Below are 18,965 nucleotides of genomic sequence, written 5' to 3'. Positions count from 1 at the left end.
AGAACATCTTTAGCGGAAAGGAAGAATAAGATGGAGCAGACTAGTATATTAGTGGTAGACGATGACAGGGAAATTGCAGAACTGGTGGAAATACACTTAATCGGAGACGGTTATCAGGTCTTTAAGGCCTTCAATGCCAAGGAAGGTTTTGAAATCCTGAAAAGAGAAGATATCAAGCTTATTATATTAGACATTATGATGCCGGGCACGGACGGTCTTAGCATGTGTAAGACGATAAGGGAAACCAGCACGATTCCTATAATTATGTTAAGTGCCAAATCAGCAGACCTTGATAAGATAATCGGCCTTGGTACCGGTGCCGATGACTATGTAATAAAGCCTTTTAATCCTCTTGAGCTTACGGCGAGGGTCAAATCCCAGCTTAGAAGGTTTACAAAATTCAATCCCAGCTCCCATGAAGATAAGCCTGACAAAGAGATTGCAATAAACCATCTGGTTATAAACAGAGAAGATCATAGGGTAATAGCTTATGACAGGGAGGTAAAGCTTACCCCTATTGAATTTGATATATTATATTTGCTGGCCAGTAATCCGGGCAGGGTCTTTTCTACGGATGAGATCTTTGAAAGGGTTTGGAATGAGAAAATGTACGAAGCCAATAATACAGTAATGGTGCATATCAGGAGATTACGGGAAAAGATTGAGATGGATTCCAGAAATGCACAGATTATAAAAACAGTATGGGGAGTCGGATATAAAATTGAAAAATAGTATATTTAAGAGTTTTCGCTTTGAAATAGTTCTATATAGCCTGTTAAGCCTTGTTTATGCACTTCTTACGGAAGCAGTCATAGTTTTTGGAATCTATATTATCTACCATGTAGCAAATGGAAATTCCGATAGAGTACTTGGAGAGATACCCCAGGTAAATGGCAGTGGTATAGTTCATAATAACAGTCTGTACAATCAGCTTCCGGCAGAGGGCAGCTTTCGCCCAAGGCTTGAGGGAGGACCTACGCGGGGAATGATAGGTATGGTCATAGTAATTGCGCTGGTTTTTGGAATTGTCCTGTTTATGGCGTATTTTCTTCTTCTTTCCAGAAAATTTGCGATTTATATTGAAAGAATAGCCGGCGGTATTACTGCTATTTCCTCCGGTAACTTCGATACCAGGATAACCATTGATAATGATGACGAATTTGCCCTTATTGCGGACAAGATTAACCAGATGGGAGGAGACATCAGGAGGATAATAGAGAACGAGAGAAAGAGCGAAAGTACGAAAAACCAGTTAATTACCAGTGTGGCACATGATCTTCGGACACCACTTACCTCGATTATCGGTTATCTTGATCTTGTTCGTGGGAAAAATGCCATTTCTTCCGATGTAAAAAAGCATTATGTAGAAATTGCCTATACCAAATCCAAGAGGCTGGAAAAGCTGATAGAGGATTTATTTGCCTATACGAAATTCAGTTCCGGTGAAGTGGCTCTTGAATGCAGCGATATCGATGTGGTTAAGTTTATAGAACAGCTTGCAGATGAATTCTACCCAAGTTTTCAGGAAAATGACCTCCAATATGAATTCACCACAAATACTTCTTCTGTTTTTGTGTTTGGAGATGGGAATCTTTTGGCCAGAGCTTTTGCAAATCTTATTGACAATGCCATAAAATACGGCAGGGACGGGAAAAGTATACAGATAGATATTTTAGCAGATAAGACACTGATTAACATATCTGTTGTGAATTATGGAAAACTGATACCGGAAAAAGACCTGGAGGCGATATTTGAACGCTTTTACCGCTTGGAGGAATCGCGTTCCAATGAAACGGGAGGTACAGGCTTAGGCTTAGCCATTGCTAAGAATATCATTGAAATGCATGGCGGAAGCATTAAGGCACGCAGTGATTATAACGGAACGGTCTTTTTAGTCAGCCTGCCTAAGCAGGGAGAGGTAATGATATGAGAAAAGGAAACATTTTTCTGTCAGTACTTACTATATGCCTTTCCATCCTTTTGTTCCTGCCTTTTCCGGTACAGGCAAAGGAGAATACACAGGCAGATTTGTTAACAGATAAAGAAGATAACTTAAGTCTTTTGGTAAGCTATGGATACGATAATACCGTAAAATACGGCAGATATGTAAATGTAACGGGAAATATTCAGAATAACGGGGAAAAAGAATTTACCGGAAGCTTTGAGTGTCTGATACCAAAATCCAAGGACAATGCTCTTTATACGGAAAAGTTCACAGTGGAAGCAGGAAAGAGTAAAAGGGTATCTCTGATTATCCCCATCATTGATGATACAGGATACCTCCAGGTAAAGCTGTTGAATAAGAAAAAGAAGGAGGTATTAGAGCATAAGTTTAGGCTGACCTTTGGAAATTATGACAAGACCATTTATGCAGGTGTATTAACGGATAACAAAGAGGCATTATCTTACCTGGGCAGCCTGAATCTTAAGCCCTTTTACCTTACTGCCGATATGATCACAGAGAATTATCGGGGACTGGATTTACTGGATGTACTAATTATAAATGATTTCGATGTATCAAAGCTTAGCAGCGGACAGACGGAAGCTATAAAGGAATGGGTTTATGGGGGAGGCACCCTGGTTCTTACAGCAGGTGCATATGATAAAGAAATCAAGGCAGTGTTCGGACAGGACTTTGGGGTAACGATAGGCAGCAGGAAAGAACAGGAAAATATAAGCTTTTTGACATCCGGTAATGACTTAAAGGTCTTAAAACAGTATATTCTGGACTACCAAAAAGGCAGAAGGCTTTTCTATCAGGAACTTATAGAAAGGAATTCTCAAAAGCTTTCCGACAGCAATACCAATCTGTTATCAGAGGCTGTAAATCTTTATCCGGAATACGGCCTGGAGGAATGGTCAGAGGAAGAAATAGCAGCACTTAAGACTCAAACGGTAACAAAACAGATAGCAGGTATTTCTCTTGATAATGGAATTAATCTGGTAAGAGAAAACAAAAGTACACTGATGCTTTGTTCCAAAAAAAGATATGGAAAAGTAGAACTAATCGCTTTTGACATTGGATTAGATAAGAAACAACAGACAATGGGTCTTTCTATTATCCGGCAGATAGCGGAAAATATCAGTGAGATAAAACGAAACCAGCTGGACAATGAATATTATGGCTGGTACATGAATGACGGCCAGATTAGTAATATAGCCTCCCTAAAGTATAAGAAAGTTCCGGCTACTTATATGTACATTATTATAATACTCTTGTATTTATTCCTTTCCGGGCCATTGACTTATCTGTGCCTAAGAAGGAAAAAGAAGCAGGGTTACGGTCTGTTGGCAGTATCTGTGTTGTCAGTGATATTTGCGTTGATTATCTTTATTACGGGAACAGGAACAAGGATTACAAAACCGTATGCAGATTACCTGCGGATAAAGGATTATACGCAAGCAGGTATGGATAGGATAGAGGTGGCCTTAAGAATGCCGAATAACTATGACTATGCGTTGAATCTTACCAGAAGATTTCCGCTTACAGAAATAAGTGATGCTAATCCCTATGCTCATAACTATGGGATGAAGCAAGCATTTGTCAATTATAATAACGTTAAAAAAGTTATACAGTTTGACAGCAGCGGTGTGAAATTACAGGTTACAGATAATACAGCCTTTTCACCCGTTTACTTTCAGGGGGATTTTAAAACGGAGGAACAAAAAGGAAAGCTTTTGTGTAAGCTAAGCCATACGGGAGACGGTATAAGCGGAACGATACAGAATAATCTTGATTACACTATAAGCACTGCCATATTGCTGTGTGACGAACACCTGATAAATATCGGAGAGATCAAGAAGGGTGAGACTATAACCTTAAAAAATGTTTCCGGCTATTATCTGAATTCGATTGATGACCTGTATGATACTTCTTTGATAAAAGACCTGACAGGGTTGCAGGAGGAAGGAAAGAACCGCAATGAAAATATAAGACTGAACCTGCTGATAAGGAATGTAATAGAAAATAATTATTCACAGGGATGTTTTACTGATTGCCTTATTAGCTATAAACAATTCAACATACAAAACAGAGAAGGGGAAGGCGATGAATTCCTTTCCCAGCTTGCTTCTCTGATGCAGGTGGCGGGAACCGAAATTATAAAAATACCCGTTGCCGTTAATAAGCAGTCAGAGGAAAAAGAATTCGTATGCAGTATTGATCCTTATATCCAGTTGGAGGGCAGCAGTATGGGAACCTATTATACCAGCCGCTATATGGTAAATGACAGCATGCTGTTATCCTATCAGTTCCCGGAAAAAGAAAAGATAGAGAGCTTTACGTTTTTGAAGAATCAGAATTTGAAGGGAAACAGTAAATATACCCAGAACTTTAATGGGACAGTATATTTTTTGAATGTTGACACAGGGAAATATGAAGAGGTTTTTACAGATAATTATGACACAGAAATCGATGCCTCAAAATATTTGACCGATAATAATGTATTAACCGTGCGCTTCCGGCAGGAAAACGCCATACAGAATTACCAGGTGGTTCTTCCGCATATATCCTATTGGAAGGAGGCAGGGCAGAGTGTTAACAATAAATAATCTGACTAAGAAATTCGGCAAATACACAGCACTTAATAATCTGAATTTAAACATCAGAGAGCGTGAGATATACGGTTTTGTAGGGCCCAATGGGGCAGGGAAGACCACGACCATGAAAATCTGTGCAGGACTGTTAAAAGCGGACTCGGGAGAAGTGTGGGTGGATGGAGTCAGTGCGCTGGAAAATAATAAGGAATTAAAGAAGAAAATTGGTTACATGCCGGACTTTTTCGGTGTGTATGATAATCTGAAAGCGATTGAGTACATGGAGTTCTATGCATCCATCTATGGTATAAATGGGAAGGGAGCAAGAAAGCTGTGCATGGAGCTTTTAGATACTGTTCAGCTAAAAGAACAGTATGAAAGCTATGTGGATACTATGTCCAGAGGGATGAAACAAAGACTTTGCCTTGCAAGGTGCCTGGTACATGGGCCAAAGCTTCTGATACTGGATGAACCGGCTTCCGGTCTTGACCCCAGGGCGAGGGTGCTTATGAAAGATATTCTTAAGAGACTTTCCGGTGAAGGCAAAACTATACTTATCAGCTCACATATTCTCCCGGAACTTGTCCAGGTTTGCACCCATGCGGGAATCATTGAAAAAGGAAAGTTAGTGATATCAGGCTCTATGGAAGAAATAACATCTGCAAGAGGGAATTCCAGGCCGCTGGTTCTTAAAATGGTTGATAATCAGGAAACTATAATAAGAATAATTAAGGAAAATCCCTATACAAGGAAGATTACCATTTTGGATAATGTAGTTACGCTGCTGTTTTCAGGAAAAGAAGAGGATGAGGCAGCCCTTTTAGGTTCCATTATCCAGGCAGGCGGAGTAATATCCTCCTTTTCCAGAGAAGAGAGCAGCTTAGAAACATTGTTCCTGCAAATAACCCATGAGGAGGAGACATAACATGCTTCGTTTGAATCCGGTATATCAGAAGGAATTGCGGACTACTGCAAGAAGCTTAAGAACTTATGTTATAATCTTTGCCGTTAACGGACTGCTTTCCCTCTTTGGCCTTTTTGCTCTGTATCTGTCCTTTGAATATCAGCAGAAAATCGGTAATAATGTGGAATATTCTGCCATCCTTGAGATTTATTCCATTATAACCGGGGTAGAGTTTTTTCTGCTTCTTTTAGTGGTGCCGGCAGTAACAGCCGGAGCCATATCGGGAGAAAAGGAAAGGCAGACTCTCGAGATACTTCTTACCACAAAGTTAACACCAGGTTCTATTATCAGAGGGAAATTAGTGGCTTCTATAAGTATGATGCTCCTGCTTGCTTTTTCAAGCCTTCCGGTAATTGCACTGGTCTTTTCTATTGGGGGGATAACCCTGCGGGATTTGGCAGAGTTTCTGCTGCTAATTCTGGAAACAGCCATTTACCTGGGAAGCATCGGTATATTTTTCTCCGCATTATTAAAAAAGTCGACTTCCGCTACAGTTGCTGCCTATGGAACAGTGTTACTGCTTTGCCTTGGAACTTTTGGGGCAGTCTGGGGTATACATTTTCTGGATCAGATGCATTTGAACCATGCAGGAGATACTGTTACAGCCATACAGGCAGATATCGGAAACTGGATGCTGCTGTTATTGGTCAATCCTATTGTAACTTATCTGTCTATTTTGAAAGGACAGGCGAGTACAGGAAGAACACTGGCAAGTTTGTATGAGAAATATGGGAATCTTCCAGAGGTGCTGAATGAACACTGGCTTTTGTTTAGTACCGTAATTCAGATAGTGATAGCGGTAATTCTGCTGCTATCGGCAGCAGCTATATTAAATCCCTTAAAAGGGAATAAGGAAAGAATTAAGCATAAAAAGCAAAACACAAAAAAGAAAGTGGCGAATAAATAAGAATAAAATAGCCATCGGTCCCTGAAAAATCAGTAACCGATGGCAATTTTCTGGAATATGAAAATGGAAGAAGAATAATATGGATTTATTATAACATATAAAATGAAAAAAGGTAATATTTTTTTTAATTTTTTTTGAAATTCTTTATAGTAGCTTTAGTACCTAAATTTTCTGCAAATCTTCTTATGCTTTTTGAAATCCTTAGGCTGTGATAAAGCTTGGCATATTCAATTTCATCGGCATCATTAATATAATTGACGGGAAAATTCTTCTGAAAACCGTTCTGTTTTAAAGTATCGGCAGCCTTATTATACGCTATGGCAGCTTCCTTCTCGCTTGGATAATGTCCTATAAGATAATCCCCTTGAATATGGATTTTAGCTGTATAGCAGGGAAGTCCTTTATGGATAGAGCTATACACACCGTGGTAATGGTTAATGACTTTGATATTGCTATAGCGCATATCCCGTTCATTCCCGTTAACAAAGAGATAATCTTTGCCGGCCGTGGCGTAATTTTTAATACCGTAACGGGAAAGGATATTTACCTGCATGCCATAATCGGAAACAAAAAGATGTCCGCCCCGCATCATAATTTTATGATGTCCGTAATAAAACAAATCATCCGTATCAAATAAAAAGTAGATATCCTTACTTATATAATATAAGAAGTAATTCTTTTTTAAATAGATAGGATTCTTAATGTAAATCCCGTTATCTCTGAAATTTATAAGAATAACCCACTTCTCAAAATCAAGAGCCATATCTTTGGTATAATCCATAAGGCTGTATTTTTTCTCTCTGACAAGCAAGAGTGCGGTTTCGTAAGCGCAGTTGCCTTGTCTTGCATTCTCATAACTCCCAAGACTTATATGCTTATTTTGATAGGTAATACTGGCACGGTAATAACAATTGCCATTCTTTTTATATGCTTTTATAACTCCGGGGTATTCAAGCAAAGAATCCACCTCCTGGTCTCTTATAAATCATCTGATTGTATTCTATAAAAAATAACCGGTAAAATCAATATACATGTTCTATTTCTATAGAAAATAGGAAAAGAAAAGAAATGAAAAGAAGTCTTGCAGAAAGCCAAGGATAAGAAGAAAGCTGGCAAAAGTGGAATGATTAAAATGTTACATAAATATTTCGCGATGTAACAAGTGTGTAATAAAATAAATGGCATGAAATCAGATAAAAACAGGCCATTTCGGAAAAAGTATAAAAGAAAATAGGATTTTGATGTATAAATCTCCAAGAATGGAACAAAATATTTAATAACTCCTTAACATTTAGTTAAAATTTGTTTGTGTGTAATCACCAAAAAGTATAGGTTCTAACGTGTAATAAATTATGCATAAAGACGCCGGCAGGAAGAAAACCCCAGTTTAATTTAACGTATCTTCCAAACTTTGCATAGAGTTATTGACAGTAAAAGGCTTAATGATATAATGCATGAGAAGCTTTTAAGAGAAGCAATGCCTGTGGTTCTTTTAAGTAGTTTTACGGTCCATAAACTATTATGACAATAGAATAACAAAGGCGATATTTTATTGGAGTAAGATCAAGAAAGAAAAGAGGATGTATATATGCTAAAAATACACTCGTTTCTTCAAAGGGCTTTTAAGCCGGTAAAGGCAATGATACCTCTATCCGGAAAAAATAAAGCAGTAATTGCAGCGGCTGTTCTTTATATAGCAGTTACGAGCTTTTTAATCTTAAGCCCGGATACTATCTACGAGCATTCATCCATACAAAAGGCTCCTGTATATACTTCAGGAAACTTAAATGGAAAGGCAAACGGGATAGGGGAAGAAACAGCGATAGAAGCAATTGTACGAACGAATCCGGTTATTTATAAAAAGGCAGAGCTCGTACAAAGCGGTTTAGAGGCTTATGGTATCCAGTGTGTAAATCCTTATATTCCCTTCAAAAATAAAGCGATAATAACAGCACATAGCGATTCTAAGACAGTTGTTGCAAAAGAAAATACAACTTTAAAAGAAGCAGTACAGGCAACTGCAAAGAGTAGGGTTGATAGTAGTTCGACCAAAGAAAAGACTAAAAATACAGAAGCGGCTTCAACTGAAACGAAAAAAACAGTCAGGCAGGAAGCAAAAAATACCGTAAAGAAGACAGAATATAAAGTCAAATTAAGTAATGGAGAAATAGAAGTTCTTCAAAGAATCGTAGAAGCTGAAGCAACCGGAGAAGATGTGAAGGGTAAGATGCTGGTTGCAAATGTCATCCTGAACAGAGTTAGCAATAAGGATTTTCCTGATACGGTAAAAGATGTCGTATTCCAAAAGGACGGACATACCTATCAGTTTTCCCCGATAAAGGATGGAAGATATTATTCCGTAAAAGTATCGGAGGGTACCAAAAAAGCCATCAGGCGAGTACTTAATGGGGAAGATTATTCCCATGGTGCCTTGTATTTCTCGGCAAGAATAAGAGCCGATAAAAACAGCATGAGCTGGTTTGACCGCCATTTAAAATTCCTGTTTAAATACGGCGGGCACGAGTTTTTCAAATAATAGCAGGAAATGCAAAAGGATGTTTTTTAACATCCTTTTTGTTTTGCAATTCACTTTAGCAAAGTATTGTGTATCAGTATGAAACATGTTATAATACAACGAAAATCGGTTAAATCCGCTTATAATGGAGGATATTATGAATCTTTTATATCAAAGCACCCGCAGCCACGCAGCACCCATAACAGCATCCCAGGCAATATTAAAGGGGCTGGCAGAGGACGGAGGACTCTATGTTCCGGAGAGTATTCCAAAGCTGACTCTAAGCCTGAAAGAATTAAGCACACTGACCTATCAGCAGGCAGCTTATGAAGTAATGAAGTTATATTTCACCGACTTTACGGAAGAAGAACTTAAGAGTTGTATCGACAATGCTTATGATGAGAAATTTGACACTGCAGAGATAGCACCTGTAAAAGAAGCGGGAGGCTTATACTATCTGGAACTGTTTCATGGCTCAACAATTGCCTTTAAAGATATGGCATTATCTATATTGCCGCATTTATTAACCACTGCAGCAAAAAAAAATAATGTAACCGATGAAATCGTTATTCTGACTGCAACTTCAGGAGACACGGGAAAAGCTGCACTTGCCGGCTTTGCAGATGTCAAAGGAACCAGGATAATTGTGTTTTACCCCAAGGACGGTGTAAGTCCCATCCAGGAAAAGCAGATGGTGACACAAAAGGGTGACAACGCTTATGTTATTGGAATCGAAGGGAATTTTGACGATGCCCAAAACGGTGTCAAGGCCATGTTTAATAACAGGCAGCTGGCAGAAGATCTAAAAGCAAAAGGTTATGTATTTTCCTCCGCCAATTCTATTAATATCGGACGCCTGGTTCCGCAGATAGTTTACTATATATATGCTTATGGCAATCTGTTAAGAAAAGGAGTTATTTCGGAAGGGGAAAAGATAAATGCAGCAGTGCCGACCGGTAATTTCGGCAATATCCTTGCGGCTTTCTATGCCAAACAAATGGGACTGCCTCTTGATAAGCTTATCTGCGCCTCTAATGAAAATAAAGTACTGTTTGATTTCCTTGAAACAGGAATCTATAACCGCAAGAGAGAATTCATTCTGACCTCCTCACCCTCCATGGATATCCTAATCTCCAGCAATCTGGAAAGGCTGATATACTTATCATCAGGAAAAGACAGTGATAAGACACTTGCCCTTATGAATTCCTTAACGAAAGAGGGAGAGTATGAGATAACAAAAGAAATGAAAGGAAATATAACCGGAGTGCTTGGGGGGTATGCCAGCGAAAGCCAGACAGCAGAGCTGATAAAAGATTTATACGAAAAGGAGGGTTATGTGATTGATACCCATACTGCAGTAGGAGCATCTGTTTACAGCAGATACAAAGAAAAAAGCCAGGATGCAAATAAAGCTATTATCGCATCAACGGCAAGTCCTTATAAATTTACCAGAAGCGTTATGGAAGCAATTGATCCGAAATACGGCACCATGGGAGATTTTGAACTGGTAGATGAATTAAGCAGGATATCAAAGGTAGCCGTGCCGGCAGCAATAGAAGAAATACGTAGTGCCAAAGTGCTTCATAACAGGATATGCAGGAAAGATGAAATGCAGAAGGTTGTAGAGGAAATTCTGAAATAAATGCAAAAATGTGTGCCATATTTGCTGTCCGGCTAATCCAAATGAGCTGAAAATGTCTTGAAAAAAAGCCGATTGTGACAAAAGCCTGCCATAAAATTGACATAAACAAAGTGCATTATATACCTAGAGTTCAGGAGACACCAAGCTTTGAAAAAAGTTTCTAATCCTAACTTTGATATAATCATCCATAAAGGTATAGCAAGAAAAGGAAAGCAGCCAACGGTTTGAAAAGGGAAAATCATCCATATTGAGATGCAGCGGGTAGTTTATCTGGAATCCCCGAATGTGTCAAAAATAAGGCGAAATCCAGTTTTTAAGCCTGATGTACGGGACTGCGGTATAGTAAAATTATAGATAAAAGGACTTGACCTTTTATCTGATTATTGTTATAATCTTCTTGTTATTGGAATGATTATATTGAAAAATATAATACCAAACCAACCTATATTTTAAGGAGGAAGAAAGAATATGAAGAAAAATTTCTTTAAAAAGAAATTAGCTTCTGCTCTTGCTCTTGCATTAGTAGTAGCAAGCGTTAGCCCTATAAGTGCTTCCGCTGCAACAGCTGCTAAGATCGTAGACAAGGGTACAAGCAAAGCAACAACGGTTCTTTATGTTGATAAGGTTTCTTACGGTAAAAGTGCTGTAAATTTTGACCTTAGCAAAACATATGCTGGAACCAAATACACCTGGACAGTAAGTGATAGCAAAAAAGCTACTATCGGTGCTAAGACAGGTTATGTAGTAGCAAAAGCTCCTGGTGTTGTAACTGTTAAGGTTGCTGCTAAGACCAAGAAGGGCAAGACTTCTACATTTACACAGAAAGTTACTATCAGACAACGTGCAAAAACAGTTGCAGTTGGTGAAGACTTCACACTGAATTCAGGCGAGACAAAGGCTTTAAAAGCAGCTTTAACTCCTGCTAATTCTACAGATGCTGTAAAATATGTTTCTGATAAAGAAGCAGTAGCTACTGTTGATGCTAAGACTGGTGTTGTTACAGCAGTTGAAGCTGGCGAAGCTACAATCACTGTATATGCAAAAGCTGCATCCACAGCTCCTGATTCAAGCCAGTGGAATGTAACTGATACTGTAAAAGTAACAGTTCCTCTTGGCGTTGCAAGCATCAAGCAGACGGGTTCTACTGAACTTGCAGTTACATTTAACAGCAAAATCGAAAGCGGCAAAGTTGCAGCAAAAGATTTCGCTATCGTAAATGATGCAACAAAAGCAGTTATAGGCGTTAAAGATGCTGTAGCTGATGGAACAAACATTGTTAAGGTTACTACATTTGCCGGTATGACAGATGGAAAGACATACACCGTAACTTATGACAAGAAAGATACACAGTTCACAGCAACTGATGGTAAGATAGCAACTCTTACTATTTCACCTGCTACGATTGCTTTCCAGACAGAAACAGAAATCAAGGTTAGCACAGCAGATGCTAATGGTGTTGTTCTGAATACTTATTCTTATTCTGATACTTCTGCAGAACCTAAGATTGAATTTACTTTAAGCGATGTTAAGGGTTATACAAGCGGAAAGAATTTATATCTTTTCAATATTGGTGATACTGCAAAGGCAAAAGCTGTTTACCATACTTATAAGTATGATGCAGCAGGTCAGGAAGTTGGAGCTATCACAACAGAGCTTACTATCACAGCTGTTGATAAGACTGCTGTAGGCGTATCCAAACAGGAATACACAGTAGCTAAGGATACACCTAACTGGAATAAGTATACTGCTAATACACAGCTTGCTGTTGGTGATACAAGCATGAAGTTATTCCTTCGCGTATTAAAGACAGATAACAACTATGCAGGATATGGTGATTATACCTTTGATTCTTCTAACTACAACGTACTTCTCGCTACAACCAGCGGTACTGGTCTTGCAGCAGATTTAATACCTGTTTCTGCAGGAAGTGCATATGTTCTGGTTAAAGATAAAGATGGTAAGGTTGTTTGGTCACTTGCAGTAACAGTGCTTGAGGAAAGAAAAGCAGCTTCTTTATTACTTGATAAAGAAAGCGTAACACTTTCCAAAGCATTTGATGGTGTTGTTGCTGTTGATAAGAAGGTAATAACTGCATCTTTAAAGGATCAGTTTGGCAAAGATAAGGATTTTGCTGCAGCAAATATCAACCAGCCTGAATTATACTCTGGAGATATTGCTACTAAGCCTAATGTTGTAATGAACTCAGATGGTACAATTGAAATAACACCTACCTTAAGTTCGGTTGCTGGAAAGACATATAGCTACAAGGTAGTTTATGGTTCCCTTACAAGAGTATTCACCGTATCAGTTGTTGAGCCTACCGGTACAACATATGGATATCAGGTTGAACGCAATAAAGATACTATTGATACAGTGTATGTAGATGCAAGCACAGCTAATAAGAGCTTCACAATCAAGGTTGGTGCTTATCAGGGTGGCGCTTTAGCAAAATATGCTGATATCAAAGAGTACACTATCAAAAAGGGATCAGACACAGTTGCTACTCAGGGTGCAGGATTTGTTGCTGCAAAGGCTGTAACATTTACAGCTCTTGATGTAACTACATCACCGGTTACGAAACAAGCTGCTGGTTCTTATACTATTGAACTTAAGTATATTGATTTAGCTGATGGTACTACTAAGACTATAACAAGTGGTTTTGCAGTTGTTGATACACAGTCTCCTGTTACTGTTAAGCATGTAGCTTCAAGCGTATCTGGTGCAGCTGACGTTGATGCAGCACTTAAGAAAGCATTTGAGTTCTCTTATGAAGGTAATAAGATTGAGAATGTTGATTTAGCATTCCAGTATGATACAGGATTAGGAAAAGATGTTTATACCTATGCTAATGGATCTACTAATTTCGTAGTTATCAAGAGTGTGAAAGTACTTGTTAAGATAGGCACGAAGCAGATTCCTGTAAGTGTTGATATCAACCAGACAATTACTTACACTAACTAATATACTCAATATAATATCTGCATTGATATTATAAAGAAAGAGCCGGAAAACATTTTCGTTTTCCGGCTCTTTTGTTTTCGGAAACTAATGAAGAGAAATAAAAGGAGGGAGCATTCTGACGATACGATGTTCCTTAAGAATCCTTAATAATTATTGCATTCTCCCACTTTCTATGATAAAATCCAATTTAGTGGCAATAAGACCCTTAGGAGGAGTTATGAAATGAATGAAGTTAAGGTAAGCATCATTGTGCCTGTTTACAATGTGGAGAAATACCTTACAGTCTGTATGGAGAGCTTGATTCATCAGACTTTAGAGGATATTGAAATAATTGTAGTCAATGACGGCAGCCCTGATAACAGCATTAAGATATTAGAAGGATATGAAAAGGAATACCCTGCGAAAGTGAGAGTGTTTACAACTGAGAACAGGGGTGTTAGCCATGCCCGTAATTATGGACTTGATAGAGCTGTCGGCGAATATATTATGTTCGTAGACAGCGATGATTTTATAGAGCTTGATATGGCCGAGAAGCTTTATACCAAGGCTTCTGCTGATAATAATGATTTGGTTATGTGTGCCAGATATAATGTTTATGAGGTACCCGGAAAGGAAGAACTTCAAAAAAAAGAAATGAAGGTCTTCTATATGAACCAGAATTATAGAATGTCCGAGAGAAAGTTTGAACTGGTACATGCGTCACCTTTCCCCTGGGACAAGCTTTTTAAGAGAAGCCTATTGAAAGAAATAAGGTTTCCGGAGGGGCTTCGGTTTGAGGATCTTGTGGTTGCTTTCGAGGCTATGACAATAGCAGAGAGCATTGGCGTTGTTCCGGAACCACTCTATAATTACAGAAAAACAACACAGGTGGGATTCTTAAACAGTTTTTCCGAAGCTACAAAGGATATTGTGGAAGCCTTTGGGTTAGTGTTCCGGTTTATGAGAGAACATAAACTTTACGATATATTTAAAGAGGAATTGGAATATGTCTGTGTAAGACATTTTTTTTACCGTTATGAATCCTTTTACTCCGATGAGAAGAAAGGGCAGCTGCCTTTAAAAATAGATATTATAAATGCTACGCAGGATTTTCTGGAAAGGGAAATACCGGAGTGGCCTGTTAATCATTACCTTAAATACACCGCTTCTTCCTCTTTGAAGAAGCATTTAAAGCATTATGTTGACCGTAAGAAAACTATCCGTTATGTCACATTGAGAGACCGTTTGCCTGGCAGGCTTTTAAGAATCCTCGTAAGAGTAAAGGATAAATGGGATAGCTTTCAGAAAAAATGGAGAAAATTCAAGAAAAGCCGCAAGAAGCTTACCTTTATTAAGAATAGATTCAAAAAGTCGAAACTTTATAAGCTGTACCATCTTCCTGCCGATGTAAGATATACAAAGTATTATGAGAAATTATCAGTTGATGAGAAGGTTATTCTTTTTGAATCCAAGCATGGTGAGGATTTGGCCGGTAATATCTTTAATATGATTTATGAATGTAAGAGAGGTAAATACCGCGGCTACCATATTTATCTTGTTCTTCAGAAAGAACTTTTTGATACCTATGAGGAACTGCTCTATAACTATGGCATTAATTATGTCAGCTTTATTGAGATTCATACGGATGAGTATTTAAAAGCCCTTGCTTCAGCGAAGTATCTTGTAACGGATACCAGCTTTCCTCCTTATTATATTAAGAAGCCGGAGCAGGTATACCTGAATACATGGCATGGTACTCCTTTAAAAGCTATGGGAAGAATTGTTCAGGACCGTGAGTATGGTCTTGGTAATGTACAGCGAAATTTCTATATTGCAGATTATCTTTTGTATCAGAATGAGTTCTCTAAGAATGTATTCTTTGAGGATTATATGCTGGAGGAGGCTTATAAGGGAAAAGTACTTCTTTCAGGGTATCCAAGAAACTCAAGTTTCTACCGTGCGGAGAGACGGGATCAGATACGCAGGGAGTGCTTTTTGACAGACAAGCAGGTTATTGTATATATGCCGACCTGGAGAGGCTTGTTGCATAAGAAACAAAATAAAGAGCAGGTAACTAAGATATTTAATTATCTGGCATACCTTGACCGCAAATTAAAACCCAATCAGGTGCTCTATGTAAAACTGCATCCATTTGTAAAGAATGAAATTAATTACAGAGAGCTTTTGCATGTAAAGGAGTTTCCTTCTGCTTATGAAAGCTATGATTTTTTAAATGCAAGTGATATGCTAATTACGGATTATTCAAGCATTATGTTTGATTATGCAGTGTCCGGCAAGAAAATTATTCTTTTTACCTATGACAGAGAAGAATATTTAGGTGACCGTGGAATTTATATCAGTCTTGATGAGATGGATTTGCCTAAAGTTGATACTGTTAAGGAGCTTGTAGAAGAAATAAATAAAGAAGAATATGGATATCCTAAGTTCCATGAGAGGTTTTGCAGCCTGGATTCTGCAGAGTGTGCCAGGAATGTTTGCGATACAATGTTTTTAGGAGAAGAAACAGGGCTTCTGACGGAAGATTATTCAGAAAATAAGAAAACAAATACTCTTATTTATTTAAGAAACCTTCGTGATACCAAAGAAAATCTGGATTTTATCAAGGGGCTTAATAAGCATAAAGATAAAAACAGCCATATTTATTTGAATTTCAAGGCAGGAGCTTTGAAGAAGAACTCCAGAAATTTGTCATTACTTCATAAAAACATCGGGTATATTCCTTTATCAGTAGGCAGAGATAATACCTTTCTGGAATATATCGCTTTTGTTATGACTTTCAGATTTGGAATAGAAACAAAGTCCACAAGAAAAAGACTGGCTGTTCTTGCAAAAAGAGAGAATCTTAAGAACTACGGGAATATCAAGTTTGATACGGTAATTAATTATTCCGGAATGGACTTATTCCTGCTTCATCAATTTGAGTTCCTTGCTGATAGAAGAGTGTATTGTTTTTCAGATTTTGATGAGAGCAAATATTACAAAGATAAAAAGTATCGTAAAAATATAGAATATGCCCTGAAACACCTGGGAAATTATACAACAGTTGTTATTCCTTCTTCCATGAAAAAGCTTAAGAGTATGGAGGAATTAATGAAAAAAGTTAATGTCGTAGTATCAGAGGAATCATCCATTCATCTTGAAATGCTGCTAAAGGAGGCAAAATAGTGAAGGCTGGTGTCATTACATTTCACAGTGCCCATAATTTTGGAGCAAGTCTTCAGACTTGGGCTTTACAAAGGGTGCTGAAAAACAACCATATAGAAGCTTATGTGATTAATTATCATCCTCCTATTATTGATGATTTATATAATCCCCTAAAGGGGAAGGAAGGTATCCGTAAGAAGCTTGCAGAATTAAAGCTGCATTACGATAATCCCAGAAGTCTTAAAAGATATAAGAATTACACACATTTTATCAATAAAGAGTTTAATTTGATTGGGGATTATGCGGATTATCAGGAGCTTGCAGATGCCCCGTTGGAACTTGATGCCTACATTGTCGGCAGTGATCAGGTATGGAACAGTGAGCATATAGGCGGCTTTGATCCGGCCTACTTTTTGGACTTTGCAAATCCTGAAAAGAAAAAGATTTCTTATGCAGCCAGCATAGGAAGAGATTATCTTCTGCCTATTTATCATGACAGAATACGTGGTAGCTTAAAAAGCTTTACCTCAATATCGGTAAGAGAGAAGAGTGCGGTTAAGCCGGTGAAAGAGCTGACGAACCGTCACGTAGATGTTGTACTTGATCCTACCTTATTATTACCGAAAGAAGATTATGAAGCAATAAAAACAGTTCCAGCTATTAAGGAGAAATATATCTTTGTTTATATGATGGAACATAATCCAGAGGTAATTGCTTTCGCCAATAGAGTATCTACTGCAACCGGACTTCCCATCATACAGAGAAGACCGGGCAAGCTGTTTAAGAATGAGATAAGCAGCTGCTATACAAGTGCACCGGGAGATTTTCTCGGGTTAATTGAAAATGCAGAATATGTTATTACTAATTCTTTTCACGGTACGGTGTTTTCTATTATCTATGAAACACCTTTTGTTTCTATGCTTCATTCTAATACTGGAAGCAGAACGGTAGATTTGCTTACTTCCCTGGATTTGCAATCTCATTTGCTTTACAGCAAAGAGGATTTCAAGGATTTCTGGCAATTCCAGATTCAGGAGCCGGAGAAGTTAAGGAAAAGAATATTGGAATTAAGAGAATTTTCTCTTGCATATTTATTTGATGCGCTTTATAACAATAACATTCAGACAATGGTACAATGTCCGACGAATATTAGCAAGATGGATTGCTATGGCTGCAGGGCTTGTAAGGAAATCTGTCCTGTCGGTGCTATTGCCATGGTCCCTGACAAAGAGGGATTTTTGTATCCGGTAGCAGATGAAAAGTGTATCAATTGTGGTGCATGCAGTAGAGCTTGTATCCGTAAACATGAGCATATTATTTCTTATGGAAAATCCTTTCCGAAGGTTTATTGCGCAATGAATAAGGAGGAAGAGGTGCGTTTAGGTTCTTCTTCCGGAGCCATCTTTCCGGAGGCAGCCAGATATGTAATTGAAGAAAAGAAGGGTGCTGTGGTTGGAGTCAGATATGACGAAGATATGAATGCTGTTTCTGATATTGCATATACCATGGAAGAAGTCAAACCATTCTTTGGTTCCAAATATGTTAAAAGCGACTTTGATGGTATATTCCCGAAGATAAAAGAGCTTTTGGCAGAGGGGAGAACGGTCCTCTACTCAGGCCTTCCCTGTGAATGTGCAGGTCTTCGTTCCTACCTTAAGAAAAATTATGATAACCTGATTATTAGTGAAATCTTATGTCATGCTTCGCCGTCACCGAAAGTATACCGGCAGTATATTGATTACCTGAATAAAAAGCATGGTTCTAAGGTCACGAATCTGCAATTCCGTAATAAGAGCAAAGGGTGGCTTAGTACGGATGCCAGTATGGTTATTGAATTTGCAAATGGGAAATCTATTACGGTAAATACCAGAAAGAATGATTATTACAGGGCATTTACCAAGGACTATATCTCCAGACCATGCTGCAGTAAATGTGGTTTTACCCACAAAAACCGTGCCGGAGATATTACTATGGGAGACTTCTGGGGAATAAAGGACATTGATCCGGCCATGTATGATAACAAGGGAGCAAGCCTTTTACTTGTTAATAATGAGAAAGGCGAAGCTTTCTGGAACAGCATAAAAGACAGCTTTCTCTTTAAGGAAAGTAATATAAGGGATGCTTTCCGCAAGAATCATAAAAAACCCAATCCGTATAAAACGGGACGTATGGAGTTCTTTGACAGGCTGGATAAGGAACCTGTTCAGGAGCTCTTGGAAAGCTGTAATGATTTAAAGTAATTTGAAAGGCCAAGGTGTTAAATTGAAGAAGCATATCAGTAATTTTAAAAAATATC

The 18,965-nt window shown here is 38.2% G+C and carries 11 protein-coding genes; 10 read left to right on the top strand and 1 reads right to left on the bottom strand.

Features of this window, described 5'->3' with window-relative positions; genetic code table 11:
- Positions 1-30 precede the first annotated feature (30 nt).
- The 5 genes from BUF11_RS07210 to BUF11_RS07190 are packed head-to-tail and all read left to right on the top strand — an operon-like array spanning position 31 to position 6,407.
- A complete protein-coding gene (locus tag BUF11_RS07210) occupies positions 31-732 on the top strand; it encodes a response regulator transcription factor (protein WP_073588164.1) in 702 nt (233 codons plus the stop codon).
- Positions 722-1,930, top strand: a complete 1,209-nt coding sequence (locus BUF11_RS07205; protein WP_073588163.1) for a sensor histidine kinase — start codon at positions 722-724, stop codon at positions 1,928-1,930. The genes BUF11_RS07210 and BUF11_RS07205 overlap by 11 nt, the downstream gene beginning before the upstream one ends.
- The gene (locus BUF11_RS07200) at positions 1,927-4,551 is read left to right on the top strand and encodes a hypothetical protein (RefSeq protein ID WP_073588162.1); all 2,625 of its coding nucleotides are present in this window, start codon (positions 1,927-1,929) and stop codon (positions 4,549-4,551) included. Before BUF11_RS07205 ends, BUF11_RS07200 begins: the two co-directional genes overlap by 4 nt.
- The gene (locus BUF11_RS07195) at positions 4,535-5,461 is read left to right on the top strand and encodes an ABC transporter ATP-binding protein (RefSeq protein WP_073588161.1); all 927 of its coding nucleotides are present in this window, start codon (positions 4,535-4,537) and stop codon (positions 5,459-5,461) included. Before BUF11_RS07200 ends, BUF11_RS07195 begins: the two co-directional genes overlap by 17 nt.
- Position 5,462: 1 nt before the next feature.
- On the top strand, positions 5,463-6,407 hold the full coding sequence (locus BUF11_RS07190; protein ID WP_073588160.1) for an ABC transporter permease: 945 nt from the start codon (positions 5,463-5,465) through the stop codon (positions 6,405-6,407).
- A gap of 124 nt (positions 6,408-6,531) precedes the next feature.
- Here BUF11_RS07190 and BUF11_RS07185 read toward each other — a convergent pair whose 3' ends face one another.
- Positions 6,532-7,365, bottom strand: coding sequence for a hypothetical protein (locus tag BUF11_RS07185; RefSeq protein ID WP_073588159.1), 834 nt, complete (start codon positions 7,363-7,365; stop codon positions 6,532-6,534).
- Between the two features lie 630 nt (positions 7,366-7,995).
- Between BUF11_RS07185 and BUF11_RS07180 the strand changes: the two genes are divergently transcribed.
- The 5 genes from BUF11_RS07180 (at position 7,996) to BUF11_RS07160 (ending at position 18,909) form a co-directional block, all read left to right on the top strand.
- Positions 7,996-8,943: a cell wall hydrolase gene (locus BUF11_RS07180; protein ID WP_073588158.1), complete on the top strand. Its 948-nt coding sequence runs from the start codon at positions 7,996-7,998 to the stop codon at positions 8,941-8,943.
- A 136-nt stretch (positions 8,944-9,079) separates the two neighbouring features.
- The gene (gene thrC, locus BUF11_RS07175) at positions 9,080-10,564 is read left to right on the top strand and encodes a threonine synthase (RefSeq protein ID WP_073588157.1); all 1,485 of its coding nucleotides are present in this window, start codon (positions 9,080-9,082) and stop codon (positions 10,562-10,564) included.
- Between the two features lie 468 nt (positions 10,565-11,032).
- Positions 11,033-13,525 (top strand): Ig-like domain-containing protein, encoded by a 2,493-nt coding sequence (locus BUF11_RS07170; RefSeq protein ID WP_073588156.1) that lies wholly within the window; start codon positions 11,033-11,035, stop codon positions 13,523-13,525.
- A 222-nt stretch (positions 13,526-13,747) separates the two neighbouring features.
- Positions 13,748-16,690: a CDP-glycerol glycerophosphotransferase family protein gene (locus BUF11_RS07165; RefSeq protein WP_073588155.1), complete on the top strand. Its 2,943-nt coding sequence runs from the start codon at positions 13,748-13,750 to the stop codon at positions 16,688-16,690.
- The gene (locus BUF11_RS07160) at positions 16,690-18,909 is read left to right on the top strand and encodes a polysaccharide pyruvyl transferase family protein (RefSeq protein ID WP_073588154.1); all 2,220 of its coding nucleotides are present in this window, start codon (positions 16,690-16,692) and stop codon (positions 18,907-18,909) included. The genes BUF11_RS07165 and BUF11_RS07160 overlap by 1 nt, the downstream gene beginning before the upstream one ends.
- Positions 18,910-18,965: the final 56 nt, after the last annotated feature.

The organism is Anaerocolumna xylanovorans DSM 12503 (assembly GCF_900143645.1).
GTDB classification, from domain to species: domain Bacteria; phylum Bacillota; class Clostridia; order Lachnospirales; family Lachnospiraceae; genus Anaerocolumna; species Anaerocolumna xylanovorans.
This window is presented reverse-complemented; position numbering and strand designations above follow the sequence as displayed.